The sequence below is a fragment of the Xanthomonas sp. LF07-6 genome (genome assembly GCF_034105445.1).
In the GTDB taxonomy this organism is placed as follows: domain Bacteria; phylum Pseudomonadota; class Gammaproteobacteria; order Xanthomonadales; family Xanthomonadaceae; genus Xanthomonas_A; species Xanthomonas_A sontii.
In genome coordinates this window covers 421,340-445,601 of the sequence record NZ_JAXGGI010000001.1, presented here as the reverse complement: position 1 = coordinate 445,601, position 24,262 = coordinate 421,340, and the positions used below count along the sequence as shown (strand labels likewise).

Annotated in this window: 20 protein-coding genes; 10 read left to right on the top strand and 10 right to left on the bottom strand. The window is 70.0% G+C overall.

Translation table 11 applies throughout. The features are described from left to right. Positions 1-268: 268 nt before the first annotated feature. From SLW56_RS01770 to trxA, 7 genes are all read right to left on the bottom strand, one after another. The gene (locus SLW56_RS01770) at positions 269-2,146 is read right to left on the bottom strand and encodes a DUF885 family protein (RefSeq protein ID WP_150410298.1); all 1,878 of its coding nucleotides are present in this window, start codon (positions 2,144-2,146) and stop codon (positions 269-271) included. Positions 2,147-2,345: 199 nt separating this feature from the next. Then, positions 2,346-3,128 (bottom strand): queuosine precursor transporter, encoded by a 783-nt coding sequence (locus SLW56_RS01765; protein ID WP_320694392.1) that lies wholly within the window; start codon positions 3,126-3,128, stop codon positions 2,346-2,348. Further along, positions 3,125-3,802 carry a DUF502 domain-containing protein gene (locus tag SLW56_RS01760; protein ID WP_017910205.1) on the bottom strand — a complete coding sequence of 226 codons (678 nt, stop codon included), beginning with the start codon at positions 3,800-3,802 and terminating at the stop codon, positions 3,125-3,127. Before SLW56_RS01760 ends, SLW56_RS01765 begins: the two co-directional genes overlap by 4 nt. Positions 3,803-4,016: 214 nt before the next feature. Next, positions 4,017-4,466, bottom strand: a complete 450-nt coding sequence (locus SLW56_RS01755) for a DUF4442 domain-containing protein (RefSeq protein ID WP_152238282.1) — start codon at positions 4,464-4,466, stop codon at positions 4,017-4,019. Next, positions 4,463-6,133, bottom strand: coding sequence for a CHASE2 domain-containing protein (locus SLW56_RS01750; RefSeq protein WP_320694267.1), 1,671 nt, complete (start codon positions 6,131-6,133; stop codon positions 4,463-4,465). The genes SLW56_RS01755 and SLW56_RS01750 overlap by 4 nt, the downstream gene beginning before the upstream one ends. Next, positions 6,130-7,806 (bottom strand): FecR domain-containing protein, encoded by a 1,677-nt coding sequence (locus tag SLW56_RS01745; protein ID WP_320694266.1) that lies wholly within the window; start codon positions 7,804-7,806, stop codon positions 6,130-6,132. Before SLW56_RS01745 ends, SLW56_RS01750 begins: the two co-directional genes overlap by 4 nt. A 156-nt stretch (positions 7,807-7,962) precedes the next feature. After that, positions 7,963-8,823 (bottom strand): thioredoxin, encoded by an 861-nt coding sequence (gene trxA, locus SLW56_RS01740; protein WP_267096834.1) that lies wholly within the window; start codon positions 8,821-8,823, stop codon positions 7,963-7,965. Positions 8,824-8,977: 154 nt separating this feature from the next. On the opposite strand from trxA, the gene SLW56_RS01735 reads away from it, so the two are divergent. The 8 genes from SLW56_RS01735 (at position 8,978) to rlmH (ending at position 17,241) form a co-directional block, all read left to right on the top strand. Continuing rightward, positions 8,978-9,601 (top strand): DUF998 domain-containing protein, encoded by a 624-nt coding sequence (locus SLW56_RS01735; protein ID WP_320694265.1) that lies wholly within the window; start codon positions 8,978-8,980, stop codon positions 9,599-9,601. Positions 9,602-9,822: 221 nt separating this feature from the next. After that, positions 9,823-12,465, top strand: a complete 2,643-nt coding sequence (gene leuS / locus SLW56_RS01730; protein ID WP_152238278.1) for a leucine--tRNA ligase — start codon at positions 9,823-9,825, stop codon at positions 12,463-12,465. A gap of 124 nt (positions 12,466-12,589) precedes the next feature. Continuing rightward, on the top strand, positions 12,590-13,204 hold the full coding sequence (lptE, locus tag SLW56_RS01725) for an LPS assembly lipoprotein LptE (RefSeq protein WP_295908629.1): 615 nt from the start codon (positions 12,590-12,592) through the stop codon (positions 13,202-13,204). Positions 13,205-13,305: 101 nt separating this feature from the next. Beyond that, positions 13,306-14,340 (top strand): DNA polymerase III subunit delta, encoded by a 1,035-nt coding sequence (gene holA / locus SLW56_RS01720; RefSeq protein ID WP_017917515.1) that lies wholly within the window; start codon positions 13,306-13,308, stop codon positions 14,338-14,340. A 23-nt stretch (positions 14,341-14,363) separates the two neighbouring features. Next, complete coding sequence (gene nadD / locus SLW56_RS01715; RefSeq protein WP_320694391.1) at positions 14,364-15,128, top strand: nicotinate-nucleotide adenylyltransferase; 765 nt, start codon at positions 14,364-14,366, stop codon at positions 15,126-15,128. 56 nt (positions 15,129-15,184) lie between these two features. Further along, the gene (gene rsfS / locus SLW56_RS01710; protein ID WP_017907284.1) at positions 15,185-15,598 is read left to right on the top strand and encodes a ribosome silencing factor; all 414 of its coding nucleotides are present in this window, start codon (positions 15,185-15,187) and stop codon (positions 15,596-15,598) included. Beyond that, a complete protein-coding gene (locus tag SLW56_RS01705) occupies positions 15,591-16,748 on the top strand; it encodes a J domain-containing protein (protein ID WP_320694264.1) in 1,158 nt (385 codons plus the stop codon). Before rsfS ends, SLW56_RS01705 begins: the two co-directional genes overlap by 8 nt. A 22-nt stretch (positions 16,749-16,770) precedes the next feature. Next, positions 16,771-17,241 carry a 23S rRNA (pseudouridine(1915)-N(3))-methyltransferase RlmH gene (rlmH, locus tag SLW56_RS01700; protein ID WP_010340439.1) on the top strand — a complete coding sequence of 157 codons (471 nt, stop codon included), beginning with the start codon at positions 16,771-16,773 and terminating at the stop codon, positions 17,239-17,241. A gap of 144 nt (positions 17,242-17,385) precedes the next feature. On the opposite strand, the gene SLW56_RS01695 is transcribed toward rlmH, so the two are convergent. The 3 genes from SLW56_RS01695 to SLW56_RS01685 form a co-directional block, all read right to left on the bottom strand. Beyond that, positions 17,386-20,148 carry a TonB-dependent receptor gene (locus SLW56_RS01695; RefSeq protein WP_320694263.1) on the bottom strand — a complete coding sequence of 921 codons (2,763 nt, stop codon included), beginning with the start codon at positions 20,146-20,148 and terminating at the stop codon, positions 17,386-17,388. Positions 20,149-20,311: 163 nt separating this feature from the next. Continuing rightward, entirely contained in the window at positions 20,312-20,983 is a 672-nt protein-coding gene (locus SLW56_RS01690; RefSeq protein WP_267121154.1) for an energy transducer TonB, read from the bottom strand. 232 nt (positions 20,984-21,215) lie between these two features. Further along, the gene (locus SLW56_RS01685) at positions 21,216-21,956 is read right to left on the bottom strand and encodes an SIMPL domain-containing protein (protein ID WP_017907288.1); all 741 of its coding nucleotides are present in this window, start codon (positions 21,954-21,956) and stop codon (positions 21,216-21,218) included. A gap of 133 nt (positions 21,957-22,089) precedes the next feature. Here SLW56_RS01685 and SLW56_RS01680 point away from each other — a divergent pair, with 133 nt between their 5' ends. Then, the gene (locus SLW56_RS01680; RefSeq protein ID WP_267085084.1) at positions 22,090-22,656 is read left to right on the top strand and encodes a Maf family nucleotide pyrophosphatase; all 567 of its coding nucleotides are present in this window, start codon (positions 22,090-22,092) and stop codon (positions 22,654-22,656) included. Beyond that, positions 22,656-24,146 carry a ribonuclease G gene (gene rng / locus SLW56_RS01675; protein ID WP_010340444.1) on the top strand — a complete coding sequence of 497 codons (1,491 nt, stop codon included), beginning with the start codon at positions 22,656-22,658 and terminating at the stop codon, positions 24,144-24,146. Before SLW56_RS01680 ends, rng begins: the two co-directional genes overlap by 1 nt. Positions 24,147-24,262 lie beyond the last annotated feature (116 nt).

Below are 24,262 nucleotides of genomic sequence, written 5' to 3'. Positions count from 1 at the left end.
CTTGGCCGTTTGTGGGAGGGACTTCAGTCCCGACGCCCTTCACTACAACGCGTCGGGACTGAAGTCCCTCCCACAATGGGTTCGTGCGCGCTCATGTCCTGGTGGAACTGGCGTGCTATCTGCCTCCGTGCGGCGGCTGCTTTCCCGTAGGGGCGGCTTCAGCCGCGACCGGGCTTCACCAGCAAGGCACCATCGCGGCTGAAGCCGCTCCTGCGACGATCCCGCGACGCCTCAGGTCGCATGTTCCGCCGAAGGAGCGGCTTCCCGCTCACCCCTTCTTCTTGCTCGCCACCCAGCGCTCGATCTTTTCCTGCAGCACGTTCAGCGGTACCGAGCCATCCTTCAGCACTTCGGCGTGGAACTCGCGGATATCGAACTTGTCGCCGAGTTGCGCGCGCGCGTAGTCGCGCAGTTGCATGATCTTCATCTCGCCGATCTTGTAGGACAGCGCCTGGCCGGGGATGGCCATGTAGCGCTCGGCCTCGGCTTCGGCGTCGGTGCGGCTGGTGGCCGAGTTCTGCAGCATGTAGTCGATCACCTGCTCGCGGGTCCAGCCCTTGCTGTGCAGGCCGGTGTCCACCACCAGGCGGATCGCGCGCCACAGCTCGTTCTGCAGGTAGCCGAAATAGTTGTAGGGATCCTGGTACAGGCCCAGGTCCTTGCCCAGCGATTCGGCGTACAGGCCCCAGCCTTCGATGAAGGCGGTCTCGCCGCCGAAGCGGCGGAACTTGGGCAGGTTGGTCAGCTCCTGCTGCAGGCCGAGCTGGAAGTGGTGGCCGGGAATGGCCTCGTGCAGGTACAGGTCTTCCGCATCCCAGGTCTTGCGGCTGGGCAGGTCGTAGGTGTTGACGTAGAAGATGCCGGGGCGGCCGTCCTCGCTGGGGCGCATGTACGAGCCGCTGGCCGCCGACTGCGCGCGGTACGGCTCCACCGGGCGGATTTCGAACGCGGCCTTGGGCTTGAGCGAGAACATGCGCGGCACCGCCGCGTCGACCCGGCCTTCCAGGCCGCGGTAGTAGCTCAGCAGCTCGTCCTCGCTCTTGAAGGTGAAGCGCTTGTCGGTCTGCATGAACTTGAAGAACTTCTGCATCGAGCCGCGGAAGCGCACCTGCTTCATCACCGCCTGGATCTGGCCCTGGATGCGCGCCACCTCGTCCAGGCCGATCTGGTGGATCTGGGCGGGGGTCAGGTCGGTGGTGGTGCTCTGGCGCACGTTCCAGGCGTACCAGGCATCGCCGCCGGGCAGGGCGCCGATGCCGGCGGTATTGCGCGTGGCCGGCAGATATTCGGTGGCGATGAAGCCGCGCAGCGCGCGGTAGGCGGGCATGATCCGGTACTCGATCATGCGCTTGTATTCGGCGGTGATGCGCTGCTTCTCGGCCTCCGGAATGTCCGCCGGCAGGTTGCGCACCGGGCCCCAGAACAGGCTCTCCTCGGCGGTGGGCTTGATGATCGCATCGAGCTGCGGCAGCACCTTCTCCATCAGCGCGCGCGGCTGCACCACGCCGGCCTTCATGCCTTCGCGCATGTTGGCGATGGCCTGGTCGAACAGCGCCGGGATGCCGAGCGCGCGCCGCGACCAGTTGTCGTAATCCTTGACCGTGCGGAACGGCTGCGCGCCGGTGCCGGAGCCGAGCATCACCATGATGCTGCCGACGTTGTAGAACTGGTTCACCGGCTGCATCCAGCTCGGGTACTTCTCCGCCTCCAGCGCGTTGCGCGCGTCGCCGACGAAGATCTCGTAGCTGAGCAGGTCCTGGCCGCTGAGGCCGTCCTTGCCGATCGCCTCGGCCTTGCCCAGCCACTCCACGGTGAAGTCGTGCGACTGCTGGCGGAACGCAGCCGAGAGGAAGTTCGGCAACTGGTCGTTGTAGCGGCTGTCGCCCTGGAAGGTCGCCTGCAGCGGATTGAGCTTGAGCGAGGCTTCCCAGTAGTCGTCGTACAGCCGGTTCAGCTGTTGCGCCTTGGTCAGCACCACCGGGGCCGGCGCCGGCCGCGCCTTGCGGGCCTTGCTCGCCTTGGCGCGGGTCTGCGCGGTGGTCTGCTTGGTGGTCTTCTTCTTGGCCGCGTCCGCCGGGGCCGCCAGCGACAGGCTCAGGGCGGTGGCGATGGCCAGGGACAGCAGGCGGGAAAAGCGGGGCGGCATTGCGGGCTCCAACGACAAGCGAGCGGGGAGCTTGCCCGATCCGCACCGCCGAGGCCACCCATGGCCGCTGCCTGCGGGCGCCCACCGCCCTGTCGCGGGCGGGCGCCGTGTCGCGACGGGCCAGGCGGCAGCGGCCTCTGCGGCGCTGCACGATGGCCGCGCGCAAGCGCGTGCGGTGCGCTCGCGCGTGTGCCGGCGTTCAGTTGGCGGCGGCTTCCTCGCGCAATTGTTCGGCGCGTTCGGGGGTCAGATAGTCGGTGATCAGCCGCCGCATCAGGTACAGCAGCGGGATCAGCAGCACCGCCAGCAGCATCTTGCAGATGTAGTTCAGCGTGCTCACCGCCAGGAACAGCTGCATCGACCAGTGCTGCGGGCCGAGCACGAAGGCGATGTAGATCACCACGAAGCTGTCGATCAGCTGCGAGACCGCGGTGGAGCCGGTGGCGCGCAGCCACACGTGCTTCTCCCCGGTCACGCTGCGGATGCGGTGGAACACCGCCACGTCGATCAGCTGGCCGGCCATGAATGCGACCAGCGAGCCGGCGATGGTCCACATGCCCTGGCCGAACACCGCGGCGAACGCGGCCTGGTAGTCGGGCACGCCCTGGTGTTGCGCGGCGGTGACCCAGAAGCCGGCTGGGGCCAGCGCGATCGCGGCGAACGCGAACAGGAAGCCATAGCCGATCAGCCCCACCGCCAGCCAGGAGATGAAGCGCACGCCGCGGCGGCCGAAGAACTCGTTGATGGTGTCGGTGAGGATGAACACCAGCGGCCACAGCAGGGTGCCGGCGGTGAAGTTCATCGAGCCCGTCTGCCCGAACAGGTTCCAGTTCAGCGGCGCGATGCCCAGGGTGTCTTCCAGGGCGAAGATCTTGACCCCGATGAACTCGGCCAGCGCGGCGTTGACGCAGAAGAACGCCGCCAGGGCGATGAACAGCCGGACCGCGCGATCGTCGAGCGTGCCGCGGCGCATCGGCGTCAGCGGTCCACGGTGCGGGTGAAGGGCACGCTCTCCGGCGACACCGCGCCGCCGGAGATGATGAAGCTCATGGCCTGGTCCACGCTCCAGTCGGTGGGCGTGAGCAGTTCCACCGGCACGATTTCCAGGTAGCCGGAGGTCGGGTTGGGCGTGGTCGGCACGTACACCGCGGCCAGCTCGCGGCCGGTGCCGTGTTCCTTGATCACCCGCGTGACCAGGCCCACCGACTTCATGTCCCGGTGCGGGAAGTCGATCAGCACCACGCGCTGGGTGCTGCCGGGCTGGGTCTGCAGGATGTCCACCAGCTTGCGCACGCTGTCGTAGACAACGCTGGCCAGCGGGATGCGGCGCATCACGGCCTCGAACCAGCGCAGCAGGCGCTGGCCGATCATGCGCCGGCTGAGGATGCCGACCAGCAGGATCACCGCCAGGGTGGCGATCAGGGCGATGGTGTTCTGCACCCATTGCGCGGTGGCCCAGCCCAGCTCGCGCGGGAACGAGGCGGCGATGCGCACCGACAGCGGCACCACCCAGGGGCTGCTGATGCCCGAGAGCAGCACGAACACGAACTTGACCACCACCCAGGTCAGCCAGATCGGCAACAGGGTCAGCAGGCCGGTGAAGAACAGCCGTTGCAGGGACGGGCGGGGGGCGGGAGCGGAGAGATCGGGCGACATCCGCGTAGTGTAGCGGTGCGTGATGGCCGTTGGTGCGGCGCCGCATGGTCTCGCGGCGCGGCCGTGCAGCTGCGATTGGGCCGGGGCCCGCCCATGCGGCCCGCCTCGCGACGCCGCGCACGCTGACGGCGCGGTCGGTATCGCATGCGATGTGTACCCGCCTGCATGCGCAGAGGCGGCGCCGGCCTTGGCGAACCCGCGGGCGGCAGGCGCGCTAACGCGGCGGCTTGCGCTTGACGTACAGCTGCTTGCGCGTCCGCGCCACCACCTCGCCCTGGGCGTCGACGACGTCGGTCTCGAACCAGCGCAGATGCTTGTCGCCGCTGGCGGTGGCCGCGCGCAGTTCGTCCAGCAGCGCCTGGTCCAGATCGAACCGCGCGCTGACCGTGCCGCGCCCCGGGCGCACGAACTCGATGCTGCCGGCCTTGTCCCAGACGTAGTAGTCGCGCCCCAGGTTCTGCATGGTCAGCAGCATCCAGAACGGATCGGTCATGGCGAACAGGCTGCCGCCGAAATGGGTGCCCACGTAGTTGCGGTTCCACGGACGCATGCGCAGTTCGACGCGGGCGTGGCGGTAGTCCGCGCTCAGTTCGGTCACATGGATGCCGGCGCACAGGAACGGCGGCCACAGGTTCAGGCCCAGGCGGAACAGCGATGGCTTCATTGCGCGGCAGTGGGTGGATCGGAGTGCGGCAGGTTACCAGACGCATGCGTATGGTGTGCTGGTGTCGCGTCGCTGAGCGCGTAGCCGTCGCGTCCGTCGCGCTTGACCCGGTACAGCGCCGCGTCGGCGGATTCGAAGAACGCGCGCTCCGACGTGAGCGCTGTCGCGGTGGCGCTGTGCACGCCCAGGCTGGCGGTGATGGCGACGCTGCCGTTCGGCGCGCGCAGCGACAGCCCGCGGATCTCCTCGACCAGCGCCGCGGCGATGCGGCTGGCATCGGCGGCATCGGTGGCGGGCAGGATCATGGCGAACTCGTCGCCGCCAAAGCGCGCGGCGACCTCGCGCGGATGTCGCGCATGCCGCGCCACCGCGGCGGCCACCAGCTTCAGCGCGCGGTCGCCGGTGCGATGGCCCAGGGTGTCGTTGTAGCGCTTGAAATGATCCACATCGACGATGATCAGCGTCAGCGGCCGGCCGCTGCGCCGCGCCTCGTCCAGCGCCTGGGCGAACGCCTGTTCGAAGCCGTGGCGGTTCACCAGACCGGTCAGAGCGTCGCGATGCGCCTGGCGGCGCCAGCGTGCCGCGTGCAGGTACAACTGACCGGCGGCGACGATGGCCAGGGCGAGCAGGGCCGCTCCTGGCGCGAACCAGCGGCTGCCGAGCAGCAGCCACAGCAGGCTGCCGCCGGCGACCACCGCCATGCTCGCCAGCGGCACCAGCCAGCGCCGTCGGCGCCCACCGGCGCACTGCGTGCCCAGGCAGGCCAGCAGCACCAGCAGCGTGGACCCGGCCACCTGGGCAGTGCGCGACGACGGCAGGATCGGGTCGCCGCGCAACAGCATCGCCGCGACGTTGGCCTGGTATTCGGGCGCGCTCATCCAGCGCGCATCGGACATCGGCGTCATCACCCGCTGCCCCAGACCGGTGGCGGTGACGCCGACGATCGCCAGGCGTCCGCGCAGCGACTGCGGCGGAATCCGGCCCTGCACGACGTCGACGTAGGACACCTGCGCGAACGGTGCCGACGGCGCGGCGAAACGCAGGCCGACGTAGTCCGCGCGATGCCAGGCATAGGGTGCGTCGGTGGTGGCCGGCGCCGGCGGCAGCGCGCGGCCGGTGAGGGCCGCGGCCAGCGCCGGCCAGTGCGCACTGCCGAGCCCGGCGCGCAGGTAGACGCCGCGCGCGATGCCGTCGGCATCGACGGCGAGGTCGGTGTGCGCCAGCGCCGCCGCGGCGGTGGCGATGGCGGGGATCGGCAGCAGCTCCTGCGGCATGTCCGCACCGCTGGCGCTGCCGATCACCGGCAGCACGGTGCGGCCATTGCGCCGCAGCGCCGCGGCCAGGCGCGCATCGTCGTCGGCGTGTTGCAGGTCGGGTTCGCTGAACAGCAGATCCAGCGCCACCCGCTCGGTGCCCGCTGCGCTGAGCCGGTCGAGCAGGCGCGCGTGCAGGTCGCGTCGCCATGGCCACTGGCCCAGTGCCTGCAGGCTGCGGTCGTCGATGGCGATCAGCAGCATGCGCGGATCGGCCGGACGCGGCGCCTGCGCGATTGCCGCGTCGTACAGCGCGTTGTCCAGTCGCCCGGTGACATCGCCCAGGCTCAGTGCCGCGGCCAGTGCGGCTGCGACGAGCGCCACCAGCACGTGTCGCAGCAGCGTGGCGTTCACAACGCCAGCCACAGCAGCAGCGCGCCGCCGGCCATGCCGAGTTTGCAGTAGCGGCAGGGCAGGTCCAGCGTCTGCGGCGTCGAGAACGGCGCGGCCTCGCCGTCGGCGTCCAGGGTCTGGATGCGCACGTACCAGGTGCCGCGGCGCGGCCGCGGCAGCGCGACCTGCGGCTGGGTCACGGTGCGTTCGAGCAGGCCGCGGCGGAACGCGGGATCGCGCGCCAGCTGCACCCGGTAATGGTGCGCGTCCGGATCCGGCTGCCAGCGCAGGGTCAGCGTGCTGCGCTCGGCCTGCGCCGGCGCCAGGCCGGGATCGACCGGCGTATCGCTGAGATGCAGCGTCAGCGCCTGCCCGAACGGGCCTTGCCGGCCTTGCGCATCGCGCGAGGCGAGGCGCCAGAAGTAGGTGCCGGGCGGCAGGGGCTGCGGCGCGCGCAGACGGGTCGCGTCGGTCTCCTGCTCCAGCAGCAGGTCCTGGAACTGCGCATCGCGCGCCACTTGCAGCACGCTGCTGGTCGCCTCCGGGTTGCGGGTCCAGGCGAAGCGCGGCCGCGCGATGCGCAGTTGCTGCTCGTGCAGCGGCTGCACGGTCAGCGGCGGCAGCGGCGTGGCCGAGACCTGCAGCGGCTGCTCGGCGTCCTCGCCTTCCACGCCAGTGGCGGTGACGCCACGCAGCAGCAGTCGCAGGTCGCCGGCCGGCAGCGCGTCCAGCGCCAGTGCGGTGGTCTCGGTTTCCTGGGCGAAGCGCAGCACCTCGCGTTGCTGCGCGTCCACCGCCTCGAGGCGGTAGTGGCTGGCGCCGGCCAGCGGCGCCCAGGCGAGCAGGTAGGGCGGACGCTGCAGGCGACTGTGCGCCAGGTCCAGGATCGGCGCCGGCAGCAGCGCTTCCTGCCGCGGCGCCGACCCGGTGGCGACCCGCGCCGCCTCGCCTGGCTGCAGCAGGCGCTGGCCGCCCTGGCCGGCGACGCGCACCGCGCCCTGCAGCACCTCGGTGCTGGCGAACGCGCTGTCGCTGCCGGCGCCGACCCGGAAGCGGGTGCCGCGCACACTGCTGGTGCTGGACGGGGTCTGGATGATGTAGCGCGAGGCGGGGCCGGTGGTGGGGATGACGTCGTTGCTGGTGCGACCCTTCTCCAGCCGCACCCGGGTATCGACCATGCCGGTGGCGCCGTAGCGGACGAGCTGGTCGAAGCGCACCAGGCTGTTCTCGCGCACCTGCATGCGCGAGCCGTCGGCGAACTGCACGGTCGCGCTGGCATCGGCACCGGTCTGCAGGGCGCTGCCGATCGGCAGCGGCATGCCTTGCTGCGCCGAGAGCGTCGCCCGGTCGGCGGTCTGCACGCTGATCTGTCCACGCAGGGCGACCAGCCGCGCCGGCGCCGGTTGCACGCGCAGCCAGGCGATCGGAAACCGCAGGCGCGATCCCGGCACCAGCCGCTGCGGATCGGCGACCTGGTTGTGCTGGCCCAACCGCGCCCAGTCCATGCCCGGGCGCAGATACAGCCGGCCGAGATCCCAGAGCGTATCGCCGGGGCGCACCCGGTAGTGCCAGTCCTGCGCCATCGCAGTGGGGGCGAGCAGCAGGCCAATCCAGCACAGCAGGCCGGCCAGTCTGCGTGTGCCTGCCCACGAGGTGCGGGTGGGCGAGGCCATGCGGCGATCGAACTGGTTCACGGCATACATCCGGCAAAAGACCAGGCCGGCGCTGCCTGCGGGGCTGCAGGCGGCGTTCGTCCCTGATCGCGGCATCCTGGGGTCAGGCCGGGTCGCGTCCGTCCGTCGCAGCGGCTGGAGACGCCGTAGTCAGCCGCTGGACCTGAGATTGTAATCTCAGAACAACAGGGCGGACATCTTCCGACGGTACTGCCCGACCAGATCCTCGTCCTCGATCACCCGGAACGCATCGATCAGCGCCTTCTTCGGCAGGCCGTCCTCGAACGCGCGGTCCTGGCGCAGCATCTCCAGGAACTGTTCCAGCGCGGCCGCGTCGTCGCCGCCGACCAGGTGGCGCACGCCCAGCAGGTAGCGCGCCTTGAGATCGGCCGGATCCTGCGCCAGCGTGGCCTGCAGGGTCTCCAGCGGCGGGGCGGCCTGCAGCGCGCCGACGAAGCCCAGTCGCGCCCGTGCCCGCACCGCGCGCTCGTCGGTGGCGAGATTGGCCGGCAATGCGTCGATCAGGGTCTCGGCCTCGGCGGCGGCGCCGACCTTGACCAGGGCCAGGGCCAGATCCAGCTTCAGTTCGTCCTTGTCCGGCTCGGCCGCCACCGCCTCGCGCAGGCGCTGCACCTCGGCCTGCGGATCCAGCGGCGCCGCCGGGACGTCCTCGGCCGGTTCCTGCGCGGCCAGCGGCACGATCCCGTGCTGGGTCAGGAACTCGCGCAACTGGCCCTCCGGCAGGGCGCCGGGGAAGCCGTCGACCAGTTGCCCGCCCTTGACCAGGAACACGGTCGGCACCGAGCGGATCTGGAACGCCGCCGCGATCTGCTGCTCCTGGTCCACGTCGACCTTGGCCAGCACGAAGCCGCCGTTGTACTCGGCCGCCAGCTTTTCCAGGATCGGGCTCAGGGTCTTGCACGGGCCGCACCAGGGCGCCCAGAAGTCCACCAGCACCGGGGTCTGCAGCGAGCGCTGCAGCACGTCGGCTTCGAAGGTCTCGGTCTTGGCGTCGAAAACGTGGGGCGTGTCGGACATGGGCAGTGTCATCGCAGGCGAGAGGACGCTCTGTATGGAGGCGTCGCGGCGCCGATGCAAGGGCGGCGCCGCCACGCCGCGCGTGCCGGCCGCGGCCGCAGCGGCGACAATGCCGGGCTGGAGGCGCCATGGCGGCGCGAAAGGACGGGAACGGATGGGCGAGGTGAGCGAACGGGTGCTGCGCTGGATCGGGCCGCTGCTGGCGGTGGCCTCGGTGGCGGCGATGCTGGGCTTCGGCGCGGTGCTGCCCGGCTATCTGCCGTGGTCGCATCCGCTGGCCCTGCTCGGCGCGCGCGGCATCCCGCACGCCTGGGCGTTCAACCTGTTGGCATTCGTGCTGCCCGGGTGCCTGGCGATGGCGCTGGCGCTGCGGCTGCTGCGCCGCGCCGGCCGCCACGCGCCCTGGTCGCTGCGGGTCGGTGGGCAGTTGCTGCTGTTGGCCGGCCTGGCCTTCGCCGGCATGGGCCTGCTGCCGCTGGACCCGACCGACCTGGAGGCGCGCGCGACCGAGTTGCATGCCAGCGCGTGGTTGCTGTGGGTGGTGGCGCTGGTGGCGGCCGCGGCCCTGCTGGGGCTGGGCGCGCGCCGCGATCCGACCGCGCGCGGCTGGGCCGCGCTGGCGTTGGCGATGGCGCTGCTGGTGACGCTGGGCGCGTTCGCGCTGGATCGGCTGCTGTCGCCGGCGCTGGCGCAGCGGCTGGTGTTCCTGCTGTGGTGGGGCTGGCTGGCGTTGCTGGCCTGGTGGCCGGGGCCAACGAGGGTCCCGCACCGCGGCTGACCCGGTCGGGCTTGCGCAGTCGGCCTTCGAGGCGGGCTGCCGCAGGACCGACGCCGGCGTGCGGCCCGGCGTCGCCAATCGCGTTGCAGCCGCGGTTCCGGCGCCTGCCAGGCGCCGCCGCGGCGTCCCGCGCCGCTGCCGCCCGTCGCCGGGATTGGAGCGGCTTGCCGCGCTACGGTACCCTTGGCCGCTTTGTTGCCGCCTGGCCCTTGCCCGTTTCCATGTCCGCCGTCGAGCCCACCGCCTACGACCCGCAGCAGGTCGAATCCTCCGCCCAGCAGTTCTGGGACGCCACCCGCGCCTTCGAGGTCGACGAGACCTCCGACAAGCCCAAGTTCTACTGCCTGTCGATGCTGCCGTACCCGTCCGGGGCGCTGCACATGGGCCACGTGCGCAACTACACCATCGGCGACGTGATCAGCCGCTACCAGCGCATGATCGGCAAGAACGTGCTGCAGCCGATGGGCTGGGACGCGTTCGGCCTGCCGGCCGAGAACGCGGCGATCAAAAACAAGACCGCGCCGGCGAAGTGGACCTACGCCAACATCGACCACATGCGCAGCCAGCTCAAGTCGCTGGGCTACGCCATCGACTGGTCGCGCGAGTTCGCCACCTGCCGGCCGGAGTACTACGTACACGAGCAGCGCATGTTCACCCGGCTGATGCGCAAGGGCCTGGCCTACCGCCGCAACGCGGTGGTCAACTGGGACCCGATCGACCAGACCGTGCTGGCCAACGAGCAGGTCATCGACGGCCGCGGCTGGCGCTCCGGCGCGCTGGTGGAAAAGCGCGAGATCCCGCAGTGGTTCCTGCGCATCACCGACTACGCGCAGGAACTGCTGGACGGCCTGGACCAGTTGCCGGGCTGGCCGGAGTCGGTCAAGACCATGCAGCGCAACTGGATCGGCCGCTCCGAGGGCCTGGAGATCCAGTTCGACGTGCGCGACGCCGACGGCAGCGCGCTGGACCCGCTGCGCGTGTTCACCACGCGCCCGGACACGCTGATGGGCGTGACCTTCGTGTCCATCGCCAGCGAGCATCCGCTGGCGTTGCACGCGGCCAAGTCCAATCCCGAGCTGGCCGCGCTGCTGGCCGAGCTGAAGCAGGGCGGCGTCTCCGAGGCCGAACTGGAAACCCAGGAAAAGCGCGGCATGGCCACCGGCCTGACCGCGGTGCACCCGATCAGCGGCGAGCAGGTGCCGGTGTGGGTCGCCAACTTCGTGCTGATGGGCTACGGCACCGGCGCGGTGATGGCGGTGCCCGGCCACGACCAGCGCGATTTCGAATTCGCCAGCAAGTACGCCCTGCCGATCCGCCAGGTGATCGCGCTGAAGGCGCCGAAGAACGACGACGAGCGCAGCTACGACCCGAGCCGCTGGCAGGACTGGTACGGCGACAAGACCCGCGAGCTGGAACTGGTCAATTCCGCCGAGTTCGACGGGCTGGACTTCCAGGGCGCGTTCGAGGCGCTGGCCGAGCGCTTCGAGCGCAAGGGCCAGGGCCAGCGCCGGGTCAACTACCGCCTGCGCGACTGGGGCGTCAGCCGCCAGCGCTACTGGGGCTGCCCGATCCCGGTGATCTATTGCCAGAGCTGTGGCGCGGTGCCGGTGCCGGAAGACCAGCTGCCGGTGCTGCTGCCGGAGAACGTCGCCCTGAGCGGTACCGGCTCGCCGCTGAAGACCGACCCGGAATGGCGCAAGACCACCTGCCCGCAGTGCGGCGCGGCGGCCGAGCGCGAGACCGACACCTTCGACACCTTCATGGAGTCGAGCTGGTACTACGCGCGCTACACCTCGCCCGGCGCCAAGGACATGGTCGACAAGCGCGGCAACTACTGGCTGCCGGTGGACCAGTACATCGGCGGCATCGAGCACGCGATCCTGCACCTGATGTACTTCCGCTTCTTCCACAAGCTGCTGCGCGACGCGCGCCTGGTGGACAGCGACGAGCCGGCGACCAACCTGCTGACCCAGGGCATGGTGATCGCCGAGACCTTCTACCGGCAGAACCCGGACGGTTCCAAGGACTGGATCAACCCGGCCGACGTGGACGTGCAGCGCGACGACAAGGCGCGGGTGATCGGCGCGGTGCACCGCGGCGACGGCCAGCCGGTGCTGATCGGCGGCACCGAGAAGATGTCCAAGTCCAAGAACAACGGCGTGGATCCGCAGGCGATGGTCGGCAAGTACGGCGCCGACACGGTGCGCCTGTTCTCGATGTTCGCCGCGCCGCCGGAGCAGTCGCTGGAGTGGAACGAGGCCGGCGTGGACGGCATGGCGCGGTTCCTGCGCCGGTTGTGGGCGCAGGTGCACAAGCATGTCGCCGACGGCGCCGCGCCGGCGCTGGACCCGGCCGCGCTGAATGCCGAGCACAAGGCGCTGCGGCGCAAGACCCACGAGACCATCGGCAAGGTCGCCGACGACTACGGCCGCCGCCACAGCTTCAACACCGCCATCGCCGCGGTGATGGAGCTGACCAACGCGCTGGCCAAGTTCGACGACGCCGGCGATCAGGGTCGTGCGGTGCGCCAGGAAGCGCTGGAAGCGGCGGTGCTGCTGCTCAACCCGATCACCCCGCACGCCAGCCACGCGCTGTGGCAGGCGCTGGGCCATCCGGCGACGCTGCTGGAGGACGTGCCGTTCCCGCAGCCGGACCCGGCCGCGCTGGTACGCGACGCGGTGACTCTGGCGGTGCAGGTCAACGGCAAGCTGCGCGGCACCATCGAGGTCGGCGCCGACACCCCGCGCGAGCAGATCGAGGCGCTGGCCCAGGCCGAGCCGAATGCGGCCAAGTTCTTGGAAGGGCTGAGCATCCGCAAGATCATCATCGTCCCCGGCAAGATCGTGAATCTGGTGGCGGCGTGAGCCGGCGCGCCGCTGCGGCCGCGTCGCGGCCGTGCGGCGCGGCAGGTCTCAACCCGCGTTCACGCGACGTACGGCAGGCTAGCCGCCTGTTGCCGCGCCCAGCCGGCTCCTCCAGACTGTGTCCATGACCCGACTCCTGCTCGCTCTCGTCTTCGCGGCGTCCCTGACCGCCTGCGGTTTCCACCTGCGCAACAAGCTGACCCTGCCGGCCGATACGCCGTCGGTGAAGGTGGTGTCCTCGGCGCCGTACAGCGAGCTGGCCAAGCTGCTCGAACGCGGCCTGCGCGCGGCCGGCGCGCAGATCGCGCCCAAGGACGTCAACGCCGGCGTGGCCCGTCTGGAGGTGCTGTCCGAGCGCTGGGGCGACCTGCCGATCGCGCTCGATGCCGAAGGCCGCGCCCAGGAATACAGCCTGCGCTACGCGGCGATCTTCGTGTTCCGCCGCGCCGATGGCAGCGTGCTGGTGCCGCAGCAGGTGATCGAGCTGTCGCGCGACTACGTCTCCCCGCCGACCGACGCCACCGGTACCTCCACCGAGCGCGAGATCCTGGCCGACGAACTGCGCCGCGAGATGTCGGCCTCGATGCTGCGCCGGATCGACAGCGTGGTGCGCGCGCAGGTGCGCGACGGCAAGGACGTTAACGCCGCGCCGCCGTCGACCGATGGCACGCCGGTGGAGGGCAAGCCGGCCGACGGTACCCCGGCCGCAGGCAAGCCGGCGACTACGCCGCAGCCTTGAGCTTGGCCCTGCTGCCTTCGCCGCCGCGCACGGCGGCCACGCCGTTCGCTGCCGGCGCATGGCGTTCGCCGTATGTGCTTGCAGCAGCGTAGGCTGTCGTCATGGAACTGCGCCCCGAACAACTCGCCACCCAACCGGCGTCGCAGCCGCTGCAGCCGGTCTATTTGATCGCCGGTCCGGAAACCCTGCGTGTGCTGGAAGCCGCCGATGCGGTGCGCGCCCGCGCGCGCGCCGCCGGTATCGGCGAGCGCGAGGTGTTCGATGCCGATGGTCGCGATTTCGACTGGGGCCAGCTGTATTCCAGCTTCAATGCGCCCAGCCTGTTCAGCGCGCAACGCCTGATCGAGCTGCGCCTGCCCAGCGGCAAGCCCGGCAAGGAGGGCGGCGAGGTCATCAGTGCGTTCTGCGCCGATCCGCCGCCGGACGTGGTGCTGCTGATCACCTGCAACGAATGGAGCAAGGCGCACCAGGGTAAGTGGGCCGACGCGGTCGCGCGCATCGGCACCATCGCCGTGGCCTGGGCGATCAAGCCGCACGAACTGGGCGACTGGATCGAGCGGCGCCTGCGCAGCAAGGGCCTGCGCGCCGACGCCGGCGCGGTGCAGCGCCTGGCCGAACGGGTGGAAGGCAACCTGCTGGCGGCGGCGCAGGAGATCGACAAGCTGGCGCTGCTGGCCGACGGCCAGGGCCTGGACGTGGCGGCGATGGAGTCGCTGGTCGCCGATGCCGCCCGCTACGACGTGTTCCGCCTGGCCGAGGCCACGCTCGGCGGGCAGGCGCCGGCGGTGCGGCGCATGCTCGCCGGCCTGCGCGCCGAGGGCGAGGCGGTGGCCGCGCTGCTGCCGATCCTGATCAAGGAATTGCTGCGTACCGCGGCGCTGGCCAAGGTGCAGGCCGCCGGCGGCAACCTGGCGGCGGAAATGAAGGGGCAGGGCATCTGGGAGTCGCGGCAGGCGCCGTTCAAGCGCGCGCTGCAGCGCCACGCCGAACCGCGCCGCTGGGAACGTTTCGCCGCCGAGGCCGGCCGCATCGACCGCATCGCCAAGGGCCGCGCCGACGGCGATGCCTGGATCGCCCTGGAACGACTGCTGCTGGCGATCGCCGAGGCGCGGGCGGTGCGGTTGTTGGTGGTATGAGCGCCGGGAGTCGGGAATCGGGAATCGGGAATGGGAACAGCGGCGCTGTGGTCCCGCCAGAGACCTCGCAGCCTGCGGCTGTTGCTTCTTCCCCATTCCCCATTCCCGATTCCCCGCCGCTGCACCTCATCTACGGCGGCACCTTCGATCCCATCCACAACGGCCACCTGGCGATCGCGCGGGCGGCGCGGGAGGCGTTCGGGGTGCCGGTGCGGCTGATGCCGGCGGCCGATCCGCCGCATCGGCCGGCCCCCGGGGCCGATGCGCAGCAGCGCTGCGCGATGCTGGCGCTGGCCATCGCCGATACGCCGGGGCTGGTCCTGGACCTGCACGAAGTGCGCCGTGCGCAGGCCCGGCCGGGCGTGGCGTCCTACAGTATCGACACGGTGCGCGAGCTGCGCGCCGAGCTCGGCGCCGACGCGCCGCTGGCGCTGCTGATCGGCAGCGACAGCTTCGTCGGCTTCAACGGCTGGCGCGAGTGGCGGGCGCTGCTCGAGGCCGCGCACCTGATCGTCGCCGACCGCGCCGGCAGCGGCTGGGAGCGGGCGGTGCCGGCGGAACTGGCGCAGGCGGTGGCCGGACGCTGGGCCGACACGCCGCAGGCGCTGGCCCGTACGCCGGGCGGCCGCCTGTGGTGCCTGCGGCAACCGCTGCGCAGCGAATCGGCCAGCCTGGTGCGCGCGCGCATCGCCGCCGGCGAGGACTGGGCGGCCTTGCTGCCGGCACCAGTGGCGGCCTATATCCGCGACCATGCTCTGTATGCGTCCGGTGCCGCCGCCGCTGGCTGAATACGCGCCCTGCCGGGGTCGCCTATAATTCGCCCCATTCCATCGAGTTCGCCGCTTTGTCCAGTCAAGCCCACGTCATCAAGACCCAAGTCCCCAATCCGCCGCCGCCGCTGCCGGTCCTGCTCGCCCACGTCCGCGAGGCAGTCGAGGAACTCAAGGCCAAGGACGTGGCGGAAATCGACGTGCGCGGCAAGTCCAGCGTCACCGACTACCTGGTCATCGTTTCGGGCACCTCCACCCGCCACGTCAAGTCGATCGCCGACGAAGTCATCAAGTACGCCAAGCGCCTGGATGTCATGCCGCTGGGCGTGGAAGGCGAGCGCGAGGCCGAGTGGGTACTGGTCGATCTCGGCGACGTGGTGGTGCACGTGATGCTGCCGCGGGTGCGCGAGTTCTATGCGCTGGAGCGGCTGTGGACGGTCGGCGACCAGCCGCCGGGCGACGACGACGACTCGGCACGCGATGCCTAAGCGGCGCAATCCCGCGCGCAGCGTCGGCAGCGAGGCGTTGCCGGTCAGCAAGCGTGTCGGCGCGACCGAATCGACACCCGCGACGCCGGCACGCAAGCGCTTCGACTCCCTGGTCAAGCGTCTGGAGCGCGCCCGTGCGCAGTTGCATGCGTGGCAGGACGCGCTGCCGCGCTGGGAGCAGCGTTTCCACGAGCAGGTCGATCCCTTGCTGCAGGAGCGCGATGCGGCGCAGGTACAGTTGTTGCGGGAACTGGACGCAGCGCATGCCACCTACAAGTTGAGCAAGCGCGATCGCGCCGATCTGTCCGAGCTCATTTGCGAGTTGGCTGCGCTGTTGATCCGGGACGGCGACAACGATGGCCTGAAGGACATCTACGACCGGCATAGCCCCCTCGGATTCGACCAGGATCTGGCCGAATCCGAGGCATTGCTGACGTCGGTCATCGGTGAGGAATTCGGCCTGACCGAAGAGGAAATGGCGCATATCCACTCCCCCGAAGCGCTGTATGCGCAGATCCAGGAGCGGCTGCACGCGCAGCAGGCGCATGCGGCCGGGCGCGCCCAGCAGCGCGACAAGCGCCGCCGTGCCGGTGCAGGCAAGGCCGCGCAGGTCGCCGCCGATCCGCAACAGACGCGTCGCGCGCTGTACCGCAATCTAGTCGCCGCATTGCATCCGGACCGCGAGCCCGATCCGCAGCAGCGCGAGCGCAAGACCGCCTTGATGCAGCGGCTCAACCAGGCGTATCAAAACGACGACCTGCTGGCAATGCTGGAACTGCAACTGGAAATCGGCCAGTTGGATCAGGCCGGCATCGCGGCGATGGCCGAGGAGCGCATCCGTGACTACAACGACCTGTTCGCCGCGCAACTGCGGCAGGTCGAGCAGACATTGGCCGGACTGGTCGATGACTTCATGGGGCGTTACGGTCTTCAAGACGAGCGCGCGCCGCAGCCGCAGCGCCTGGATGCGCTGTTGGCGCAGATCAAGCGGCAGGTACAGGAGGAGATCCGCTCCTGTGCCGACGATCGCGCTGCGGCGCGGCAGGCCGACACGCTGAAGCAATGGTTGAAGCGGGAGCGTGCCCGGCTGGCCGAGCAGGAACTGGACGACGCGATGTACGACGCCCTGCTGCTGGGCGAGCGTTGGTGAAGCGCGCCTGCCGCGCGCAGCGATGAAGGCGCGCCTCATCGCCACCGGCGAGCGCGCCCCGGCCTGGGTGGCGCAAGGCTTCGCCGAGTACCGCAAGCGGCTCTCGCACTGGTTGCCGCTGGATCTGGTCGAGATCGAACCCGGCCTGCGCGGCAAGGGCCGCGATGCGCAGCGCGCGATCGAGGACGAAGGCCGCCGGGTCCTGGCGGCGCTGCCGAAGAATGCACTGGTGGTGGCGCTGGACGTGCCCGGCAAGCAACACAGTTCCGAGCAACTGGCGCAGCGCATGGAGCACTGGCGTGGACAGGGGCGCGATCTGGCGTTCCTGATCGGCGGCCCCGAGGGCCATTCGCCGGAGGTGCTGGCGGTGGCCAGCGAATCCTGGTCGCTGGGGCCGCTGACCCTGCCGCACATGCTGGTGCGGCTGGTGGTGGCCGAGCAGTTGTACCGTGCGGCGGCGATGCTGGCCAATCATCCTTACCATCGCGCCTGATCGCGGATCGCGGATCGCGGATCGCGGATCGCGTGCGCGTGGCGGCAATGCGTGCGTGATGCCGATGCTGGCGCACCGCTCAGGCAACAAAAAAAGCCCGGGCTTTCGCCCGGGCTTTTCGTTACGGCCTTGCGACGTTCGCGATCAATTGAACGTGTACTTCGCACCCACCGTGAAGTAGCGGCCGATCGCACCGCTGAAGTGCAGCGGGTTGTAGTTGACCGCACCGTAGGTGGTCGGATCCAGCGGGGCGATCCGGTCGAACACGTTCTGCACCGATGCGTTCAGTTCGAAGGCAGGCGTGATGTTCCAGCGGCCCGACAGATCGAAAGTGGTGAACGAGGCGATCTTCTTGACCGGCGTACCGTCGGCGTAGAACGCCTGGTAGTCGCCGCCGCGGCGATCCTTGTTCTCGATGCTGTCGATGTAGTTGACCACGCCGCTCACGCTCCAACTGCCCTGCTTCCAGGTGGTGCCGAAGTTGATGCGGTCCTGCGGCGTGCCGATGCAGTTGGTCACGTCGCAGTTGCCGTGCGTGCCCACGTAGTCGACGGTGGTGTCGCCTTCGGTGCGCTCGAACTTGAGCAGGTGGCTCCACTGCGCGTCCAGCTCCAACTGGCCGGGACCGATCTCGAAGGTCTGGCGGATGTCGGTGTCGATGCCGCGCACGCGCGAGGAGTTCGCGTTCACGTAGCCGGTGTTGACGGCCAGGATGGTGCCGCTGTTGGCGACGCCGCCGATGTTGTTGCTGTCGCGCAGGACGTTGCCGGCGGCGATCGCATCGGCGGTACTGCCCTGGGCGATCTCGTTGGTGCGCTTGATCTCCCAGCCGTCCACGGTCAGCGAGGTCGTCGAGGTCGGCTGCAGCACGAAGCCCACCGAATAGCTCTTGGACTCCTCGGGCTTCAGCGCCGGGTTCGGACGGGTGATGATCGCCACCGAGCGCGCGGTGCACTCGTTGGCCGGATCGATCGCGCAGCGCACCGGATCGCGGGCGTTGGAGAACGCGGCCAGGCCGCCGTCGCCGTTCTCGGCCGGGTTCGGCGCACGGAAGCCCTCGGCGTAGCTGGCGCGCAGCGCGATCCAGTTGGCCGGGGTCCACTTAACGCCCAGCTTCGGCGTGGCCTTACCGTCGCCGCCGTCGTACTTGTCGTAGCGCAGCGCCGCCGACAGTTCCAGTTGCTCCAGCACCGGTGCCGACAGTTCGACGTGCGCGGCGTAGACGTTCTGGGTGCCGTCGTAGGCCGAGTAGCCCAGGCCGATGATGTCGCCGATATCGGTGTAGGTCTGCGGGGTCAGGCTGTTGCTGGTCTTGCGCCATTCCGCGCCCAGCGCCAGGCCCAGCGGCCCGCCCTTGAGGTCCATCAGGCTGCGCGAGACGGTGAAGTCGAACATGTCCAGTTCGGACTTGGCACGTGCGCTGATGGTCGGCGAGATGTAGTCGTAGAGCGCCTGCGAGTTGAGGTTGGCGTTGTCGCCGATCCGCCAGGTGCCGGCCGGGCAGGCCGGGTTGCCGAGCACGCAGCGCACGGCGCTGTAGCGCAGGAAGCCGGTGCGCTTGTTGACCAGGTTGGTACCCGAGTGCAGGTAGCCGGTGTCGTAGCTCCAGTCGCCCCAGTTGCCCTTGACGCCGACCAGGAAGCGGTTGAACTCGTTGGTGTTGTCGGTGACGCGCGGGCCCACGTCCCAGGCGCTGTAGCGCAGGCGCGCGGCGTAGGGCAGGGGATTGTCGGGATGGCCGGCGTAGAGCACGGTGGCGCCGGCGCCGCTGTTGGCGTTGACCGGGCCACCCGGGTAGCCCCAGCCGCCGGATACGCCGGAAGGGGTATTGGAGAACACGGTGTTCTTCTTCGAGTAGCCGATCTCGGTGTAGATCTCGCCGCCCTCGCCGAAGGCGAAGCTGGCGCGGCCGAACACGTTGACGTACTTCTCCTCGGGGGTCAGATCGCGGAACTGCTGTGCCGGATCCCACAGGCAGCCCTGCGCCTGCGCGGTGGCGTCGCTCTGGCCGGGGATGGTGGTCAGGCCGGCGCAGCCGGGCAGTGCCACCAAGCGGCCGGCGGTGTTGAACACCGAGCCATTGGGACCCGTGCCGCCGGCGGTGCCGCCGCTGAGATAGGCGCCGCCGAGGAACTGCGCATCCTGTGCCGCATAGCCCCAGCGGCGGATGTCGCCGGTGCCGATCCACTTGCGGTCCTTGCGGTCGCTGATCTTGATCGCGTCGGTCTTGCCCACGTCCAGGCTGAAGAACGCGTTCCAGCCGTCGCTGGCGAGGTCGCCGGTGCCGGCGGTCAGGGTGGCCTTGCGCGCATCGCCGTCGCCGTCGCCGGAGAGGCCGTAGGAACCGCGCAGGATCGCGCCCTGGAAATCGCTACGCAGGATGATGTTGACCACGCCGGCGATGGCGTCGGAGCCGTAGATCGCCGAGGCGCCGTCCTTCAGCACTTCGACCCGCTCGACCGCGTCCAGCGGGATGGTGCTCAGGTCGGTGAAGACCTTCTGGCCGTCGTCGGCCAGGCCGTAGGTGGCCATGCGCCGGCCGTTCAACAGCACCAGCGTGGAACCGGCGCCCAGACCGCGCAGCGAGATGCCGGCGCCGCCGCCGGCAAAGCCGTTGCCGAATGTCTTCGGGATCGAGCCGGCGCCGTCGGCTGTCAGGGTCTGCAGGTACTCGGCCAGCGAGGTCTTGCCGGTGCGGTCGATTTCCTGGCGGGTCACCACCTGCACCGGCGACGGGGTCTCGGTGTCGGTGCGCGGGATGTTGGAGCCGGTGACGGTGATGCGGTCGAGATTGGTGGCCGCTTCCTGGGCGAAGGCGGCGGGCCCTGCGAGGGTGGCGAGAACGCCGGCGACGGAGGCACACAGCAGCGTACGGCGGGTTACACGCCGTTGGGTCGGGATGTTCACAGTTTCTCTCCTAACTGGAAACGCAGGTTGTGACTTTCTGACGAAAGCGCCGACGTCTTGGTGGCCGGCTGTCTCTCATCTAGGTGTATCTATCGTGAATAAATCGTGAATTTTAGATTAACACGGCCGGCCGGCGAATGCCGGCCGGCCGCGCCGGGGTGATTCAGCGGTCCATCGAAAAATCGACCGGTACCAGCCCGTACGCCTGCACCGGCGTGCCGTTCTGCAGCGCCGGCTTGAACGCCCAGCGCTTGAGCACCTGGTCGCGTGCGGCCTGGTCCAGCACCCGGTGGCCGCTGCTCTTCTCGACAGTGACCTGCAGCGGCTGCCCGTCGGTGCCGACCAGCACCCGCAGCAGCACGCTGCCCTGCAGGCGATCGCGCAGCGCGTCGCGCGGATACGGCGGGGCCGGCGCGCGCAGGTACTGCAACTGCATGCCGTCCACCGGCGCGCTCGCGCTGGCCGGCGGCAGGCTGGGCGCGGCGATGCTGGGCGTGGGGTCGACATTGGGCGCGGTGTCCAAGGCCACCGGGCTGCTGTCGACCAGCGGCGCCGGCGTCGGGGTCGGCACCGGTACTGCGGTCGGCGTGCGCGGCTGTGTCGGCAGCTGTTTCTCGACGGTGGGGATGGTGGGCGGCGTCGGCGTGACCGGAATCACCACGGGTTGCTGCCAGGGCGGCTGCACCTGCGCCGGTTCCGGTGGCGCGGTCACGTGCGAGAGCGGAAGCAGCAGCAACAGGGCGGCCAGCACGTGCAGGGCGATCGCGGTGCTGTAGGCCAGGACCCGGGACAGGTCGATGCGGAAGGACGGGGCGGGGAGTTGCGTGCGAACCATGGATCCACCTCTGCGATAGGAGTGTCGTGGACTGCGGTACCGGAAAACGCACGGGGGCGACGGATGGGGTCATCGCGCCCGTCCGCGTTTCGACAGTGCGCCGGTCGCGGGCACTTTGGCAAGAGGCGGCGGCGATCGAGGCCGGGTGCCGTATTGGCGAGGGGCGCTGCGGCGGACTGGAAACGACGACGGCGCCCGCAGGCGCCGTCGCGAAGGAGGGGGCGGACCGGGCTTACTTGCCCAGTTCGAACACCACATCCAGGTTGACCGAGACGCTGCTCTCGCCCGGGGCGACCGGGGTGCTGTCCATCTCCGCCTTCATCGCCATCGCGCGCATCATCGGCATCGGCGGGCGCACGCCGCCGCTGCTGCCTTCGGAGATGCTGACGATGCGCCGCACGTGCAGGCCCAGCGCCTTGGCGTAGGTCTGCGCGCGTGCCTGCGCCTTCTTCAGCGCATCGACCCGCGCCTGGTCGTACAGCGGCTCCGGGTCGTCGATCTCGAAGGTGGGGCCGTTGATCTGGTTGGCGCCCTGCGCGGCCAGCGCGTCGAGCACCTTGCCGAGCTTGGCGATGTCGCGCACCTTGAGGTTCACCGAGTTGTTGGCCTGGTAGCCGATGATCTGCGGCGCCTGGTTCTCGGCGTACTTGTACTGCGGGTTGAGGCTGACCCCGCTGGTCTGCACGTCCTTGTCGGCGATGCCGGCGGCGCGGATCGCGGCCAGTACCTTGGTCATCTGCTCGGCGTTCTGGCGCATCGCCGCGGCGCTGTCGGTGGCCTGGGTGACCACGCCGGCGGAGATGGCGGCGACGTCGGGCGCGCGCTTGGCCTCCGCCTGCGCGGCGATGTTGAGCAGGGTGCCGTCGGCGGGCACGGCGTAGCCGGGCGCGGCGGATTGGGCGTGGGCGGTCATCGTGCCTCCTAGGGCGAGGGACAGGGCCAGCAGCAGCGGGCGGACGGACAATGCGCGCATCGATGTTCTCCTTGTGACGATTGGGCGAGGGTGTTGCCGCGACGATGAACGCGTCGTGATCTTCGCCGGGGTCGAAGCGATCGTCCCGCAATTAGCGATCGTTCAGTCAGTCCGGTCGGGTTATCCTTCGGCCATGCTGTATCTCGCGTCCCGTTCCCCTCGCAGAAACGAACTGCTGACCCGCCTCGGCGTGCCGTTCCGGATCCTCGACCTCGAGGTGCCGGAAGTGCGCGCGGCCGACGAGTCGGCGCAGGCCTATGTGCGCCGGGTGGCGCTGGACAAGGCCCGCGCCGGCTTGGCGCAACTGGCCGACGCCGCCGACGCGGTGGTGCTCGGCGCCGACACCGAGGTGGTGCTGGACGATCGCGTGTTCGGCAAGCCGGCCGACGCCGAGGATGCGGCGGCGATGCTGGCGGCCCTGGCCGGGCGCACCCACCAGGCGATGACCGCGGTGGCGCTGGTCGCCGCCGGCCGCGAAGAGCTGGTGCTGGTGCCCACGGCGGTGACCTTCGCCGCGTTGTCCGCGCGCGACATCGCCGACTACGTGGCCAGCGGCGAGCCGATGGGGCGGGCCGGCGCGTATGCGATCCAGGGCGGCGCCGAACGTTTCGTCAGCCGTCTCGACGGCAGTTATTCCGGGGTGATGGGCCTGCCCCTGCACCAGACCCACCACCTGCTGCGCACCTTCGGAGTGCTGTGATGTCGCAAGAGATCCTGGTCAACGTCACACCACGCGAGACCCGGGTGGCCGTCATCGAGAACGGCATGCTGCAGGAGCTGCACATCGAGCGCGGCTGGCGCCGCGGCGTGGTCGGCAACATCTACAAGGGTCGGGTGCAGCGGGTGATGCCCGGCATGCAGGCGGCCTTCGTCGAGGTCGGGCTGGAGCGCGCGGCGTTCCTGCACGCCAACGACGTGGTGCGGCCGGCGCCGGTCGGCAATGGCGACACCGAGGAGGCGACGCCACTGCCGGTCTCGGCCGCGGTGCCGATCGTGGAGCTGCTGCGCGACGGCCAGGACATCGTGGTGCAGGTGGTCAAGGACCCGATCGGCAGCAAGGGCGCACGGCTGACCACGCAGATCAGCATCCCCTCGCGCTACCTGGTGCTGCTGCCGCAGTCGCGGGTGATCGGGGTGTCGGCGCGGATCGAGGACGAGGCCGAACGGCAGCGCCTGAAGACCCTGGTCGCCGACCTGGCCGCCAGCCACGGCGGCTTCGGCTACATCATCCGCACCAATGCCGAGGGCCAGCCGGCCGAGGCACTGGCCGAGGACATCGCCTACCTGTCGCGGGTCTGGAACGTGGTCGAGCGGCGCGGCCGCGACGGCGCCCCGGCCAGCATCATCTACGAGGACCTGAGCCTGCCGCTGCGCGCGGTGCGCGACCTGATCCGCAAGGACGTGGAGAAGGTCAAGGTCGATTCGCACGAGACCTTCGAACGGCTGCAGGCCTTCGTCGCCAAGTACATGCCGGTGCTGGCCGAGCGCCTGGAGCTGTACACCGGCGACCGTCCGATCTTCGACCTGTACGGGGTCGAGGACGAGATCGCCCGCGCGCTGGACAAGCAGGTGCCGCTGAAGTCCGGCGGCTACCTGGTCATCGACCAGACCGAGGCGATGACCACCATCGACGTCAACACCGGCTCGTTCCTGGGCCAGCGCAATCTCGAGGAGACGGTGTTCCGCACCAACCTGGAGGCGGCGCAGGCGGTGGCGCGGCAACTGCGCCTGCGCAACCTCGGCGGCATCATCATCATCGACTTCATCGACATGGACGATGCCGAGCACCGCCGCCAGGTGCTGCGCACGCTGGAGAAGGCGCTTTCGCGCGACCACGCCAAGACCACGGTGTACGAGTTCTCGCCGCTGGGCCTGGTGGAGATGACCCGCAAGCGCACCGTGGAGAGCCTGGAGCGGCAGCTGTCCGAACCGTGCCCGGAATGCAGCGGGCGCGGCTCGATCAAGACCGCCGAGACTGTGACCTACGAGATCTTCCGCGAGATCACCCGCGCGGTGCGCCAGTTCGACGCGGCGCGGCTGCTGGTGATCGCCTCGACCAAGGTGGTGGCGCGCATCACCGACGAGGAATCGGCGGCGGTGGCCGAGCTGGAGGAATTCCTCGGCAAGACCATCCGCTTCCAGGCCGACGAACAATACCTGCAGGAGCAGTTCGACGTGGTGTTGTTGTGAGGCTGGGATTCGGGAGTCGGGAATGGGGAATGGGGGAAGAGCGCGCTGTTTGCGCTGACGCGTCCCTGGATTCCTCGGCCGAATTTCACACGGCAATGAGCAGTTCGCGTGCTGCT

Bases quoted from the DNA above. Each gene is read 5' to 3' on its own strand.
- SLW56_RS01770 (WP_150410298.1), bottom strand. From the start codon at position 2,146: ATGCCGCCCCGCTTTTCCCGCCTGCTGTCCCTGGCCATCGCCACCGCC.
- SLW56_RS01760 (WP_017910205.1), bottom strand. From the start codon at position 3,802: ATGTCGCCCGATCTCTCCGCTCCCGCCCCCCGCCCGTCCCTGCAACGG.
- SLW56_RS01755 (WP_152238282.1), bottom strand. From the start codon at position 4,466: ATGAAGCCATCGCTGTTCCGCCTGGGCCTGAACCTGTGGCCGCCGTTC.
- trxA (WP_267096834.1), bottom strand. From the start codon at position 8,823: ATGTCCGACACGCCCCACGTTTTCGACGCCAAGACCGAGACCTTCGAA.
- SLW56_RS01735 (WP_320694265.1), top strand. From the start codon at position 8,978: ATGGGCGAGGTGAGCGAACGGGTGCTGCGCTGGATCGGGCCGCTGCTG.
- leuS (WP_152238278.1), top strand. From the start codon at position 9,823: ATGTCCGCCGTCGAGCCCACCGCCTACGACCCGCAGCAGGTCGAATCC.
- lptE (WP_295908629.1), top strand. From the start codon at position 12,590: ATGACCCGACTCCTGCTCGCTCTCGTCTTCGCGGCGTCCCTGACCGCC.
- holA (WP_017917515.1), top strand. From the start codon at position 13,306: ATGGAACTGCGCCCCGAACAACTCGCCACCCAACCGGCGTCGCAGCCG.
- SLW56_RS01705 (WP_320694264.1), top strand. From the start codon at position 15,591: ATGCCTAAGCGGCGCAATCCCGCGCGCAGCGTCGGCAGCGAGGCGTTG.
- rlmH (WP_010340439.1), top strand. From the start codon at position 16,771: ATGAAGGCGCGCCTCATCGCCACCGGCGAGCGCGCCCCGGCCTGGGTG.
- SLW56_RS01690 (WP_267121154.1), bottom strand. From the start codon at position 20,983: ATGGTTCGCACGCAACTCCCCGCCCCGTCCTTCCGCATCGACCTGTCC.
- SLW56_RS01685 (WP_017907288.1), bottom strand. From the start codon at position 21,956: ATGCGCGCATTGTCCGTCCGCCCGCTGCTGCTGGCCCTGTCCCTCGCC.
- SLW56_RS01680 (WP_267085084.1), top strand. From the start codon at position 22,090: ATGCTGTATCTCGCGTCCCGTTCCCCTCGCAGAAACGAACTGCTGACC.
- rng (WP_010340444.1), top strand. From the start codon at position 22,656: ATGTCGCAAGAGATCCTGGTCAACGTCACACCACGCGAGACCCGGGTG.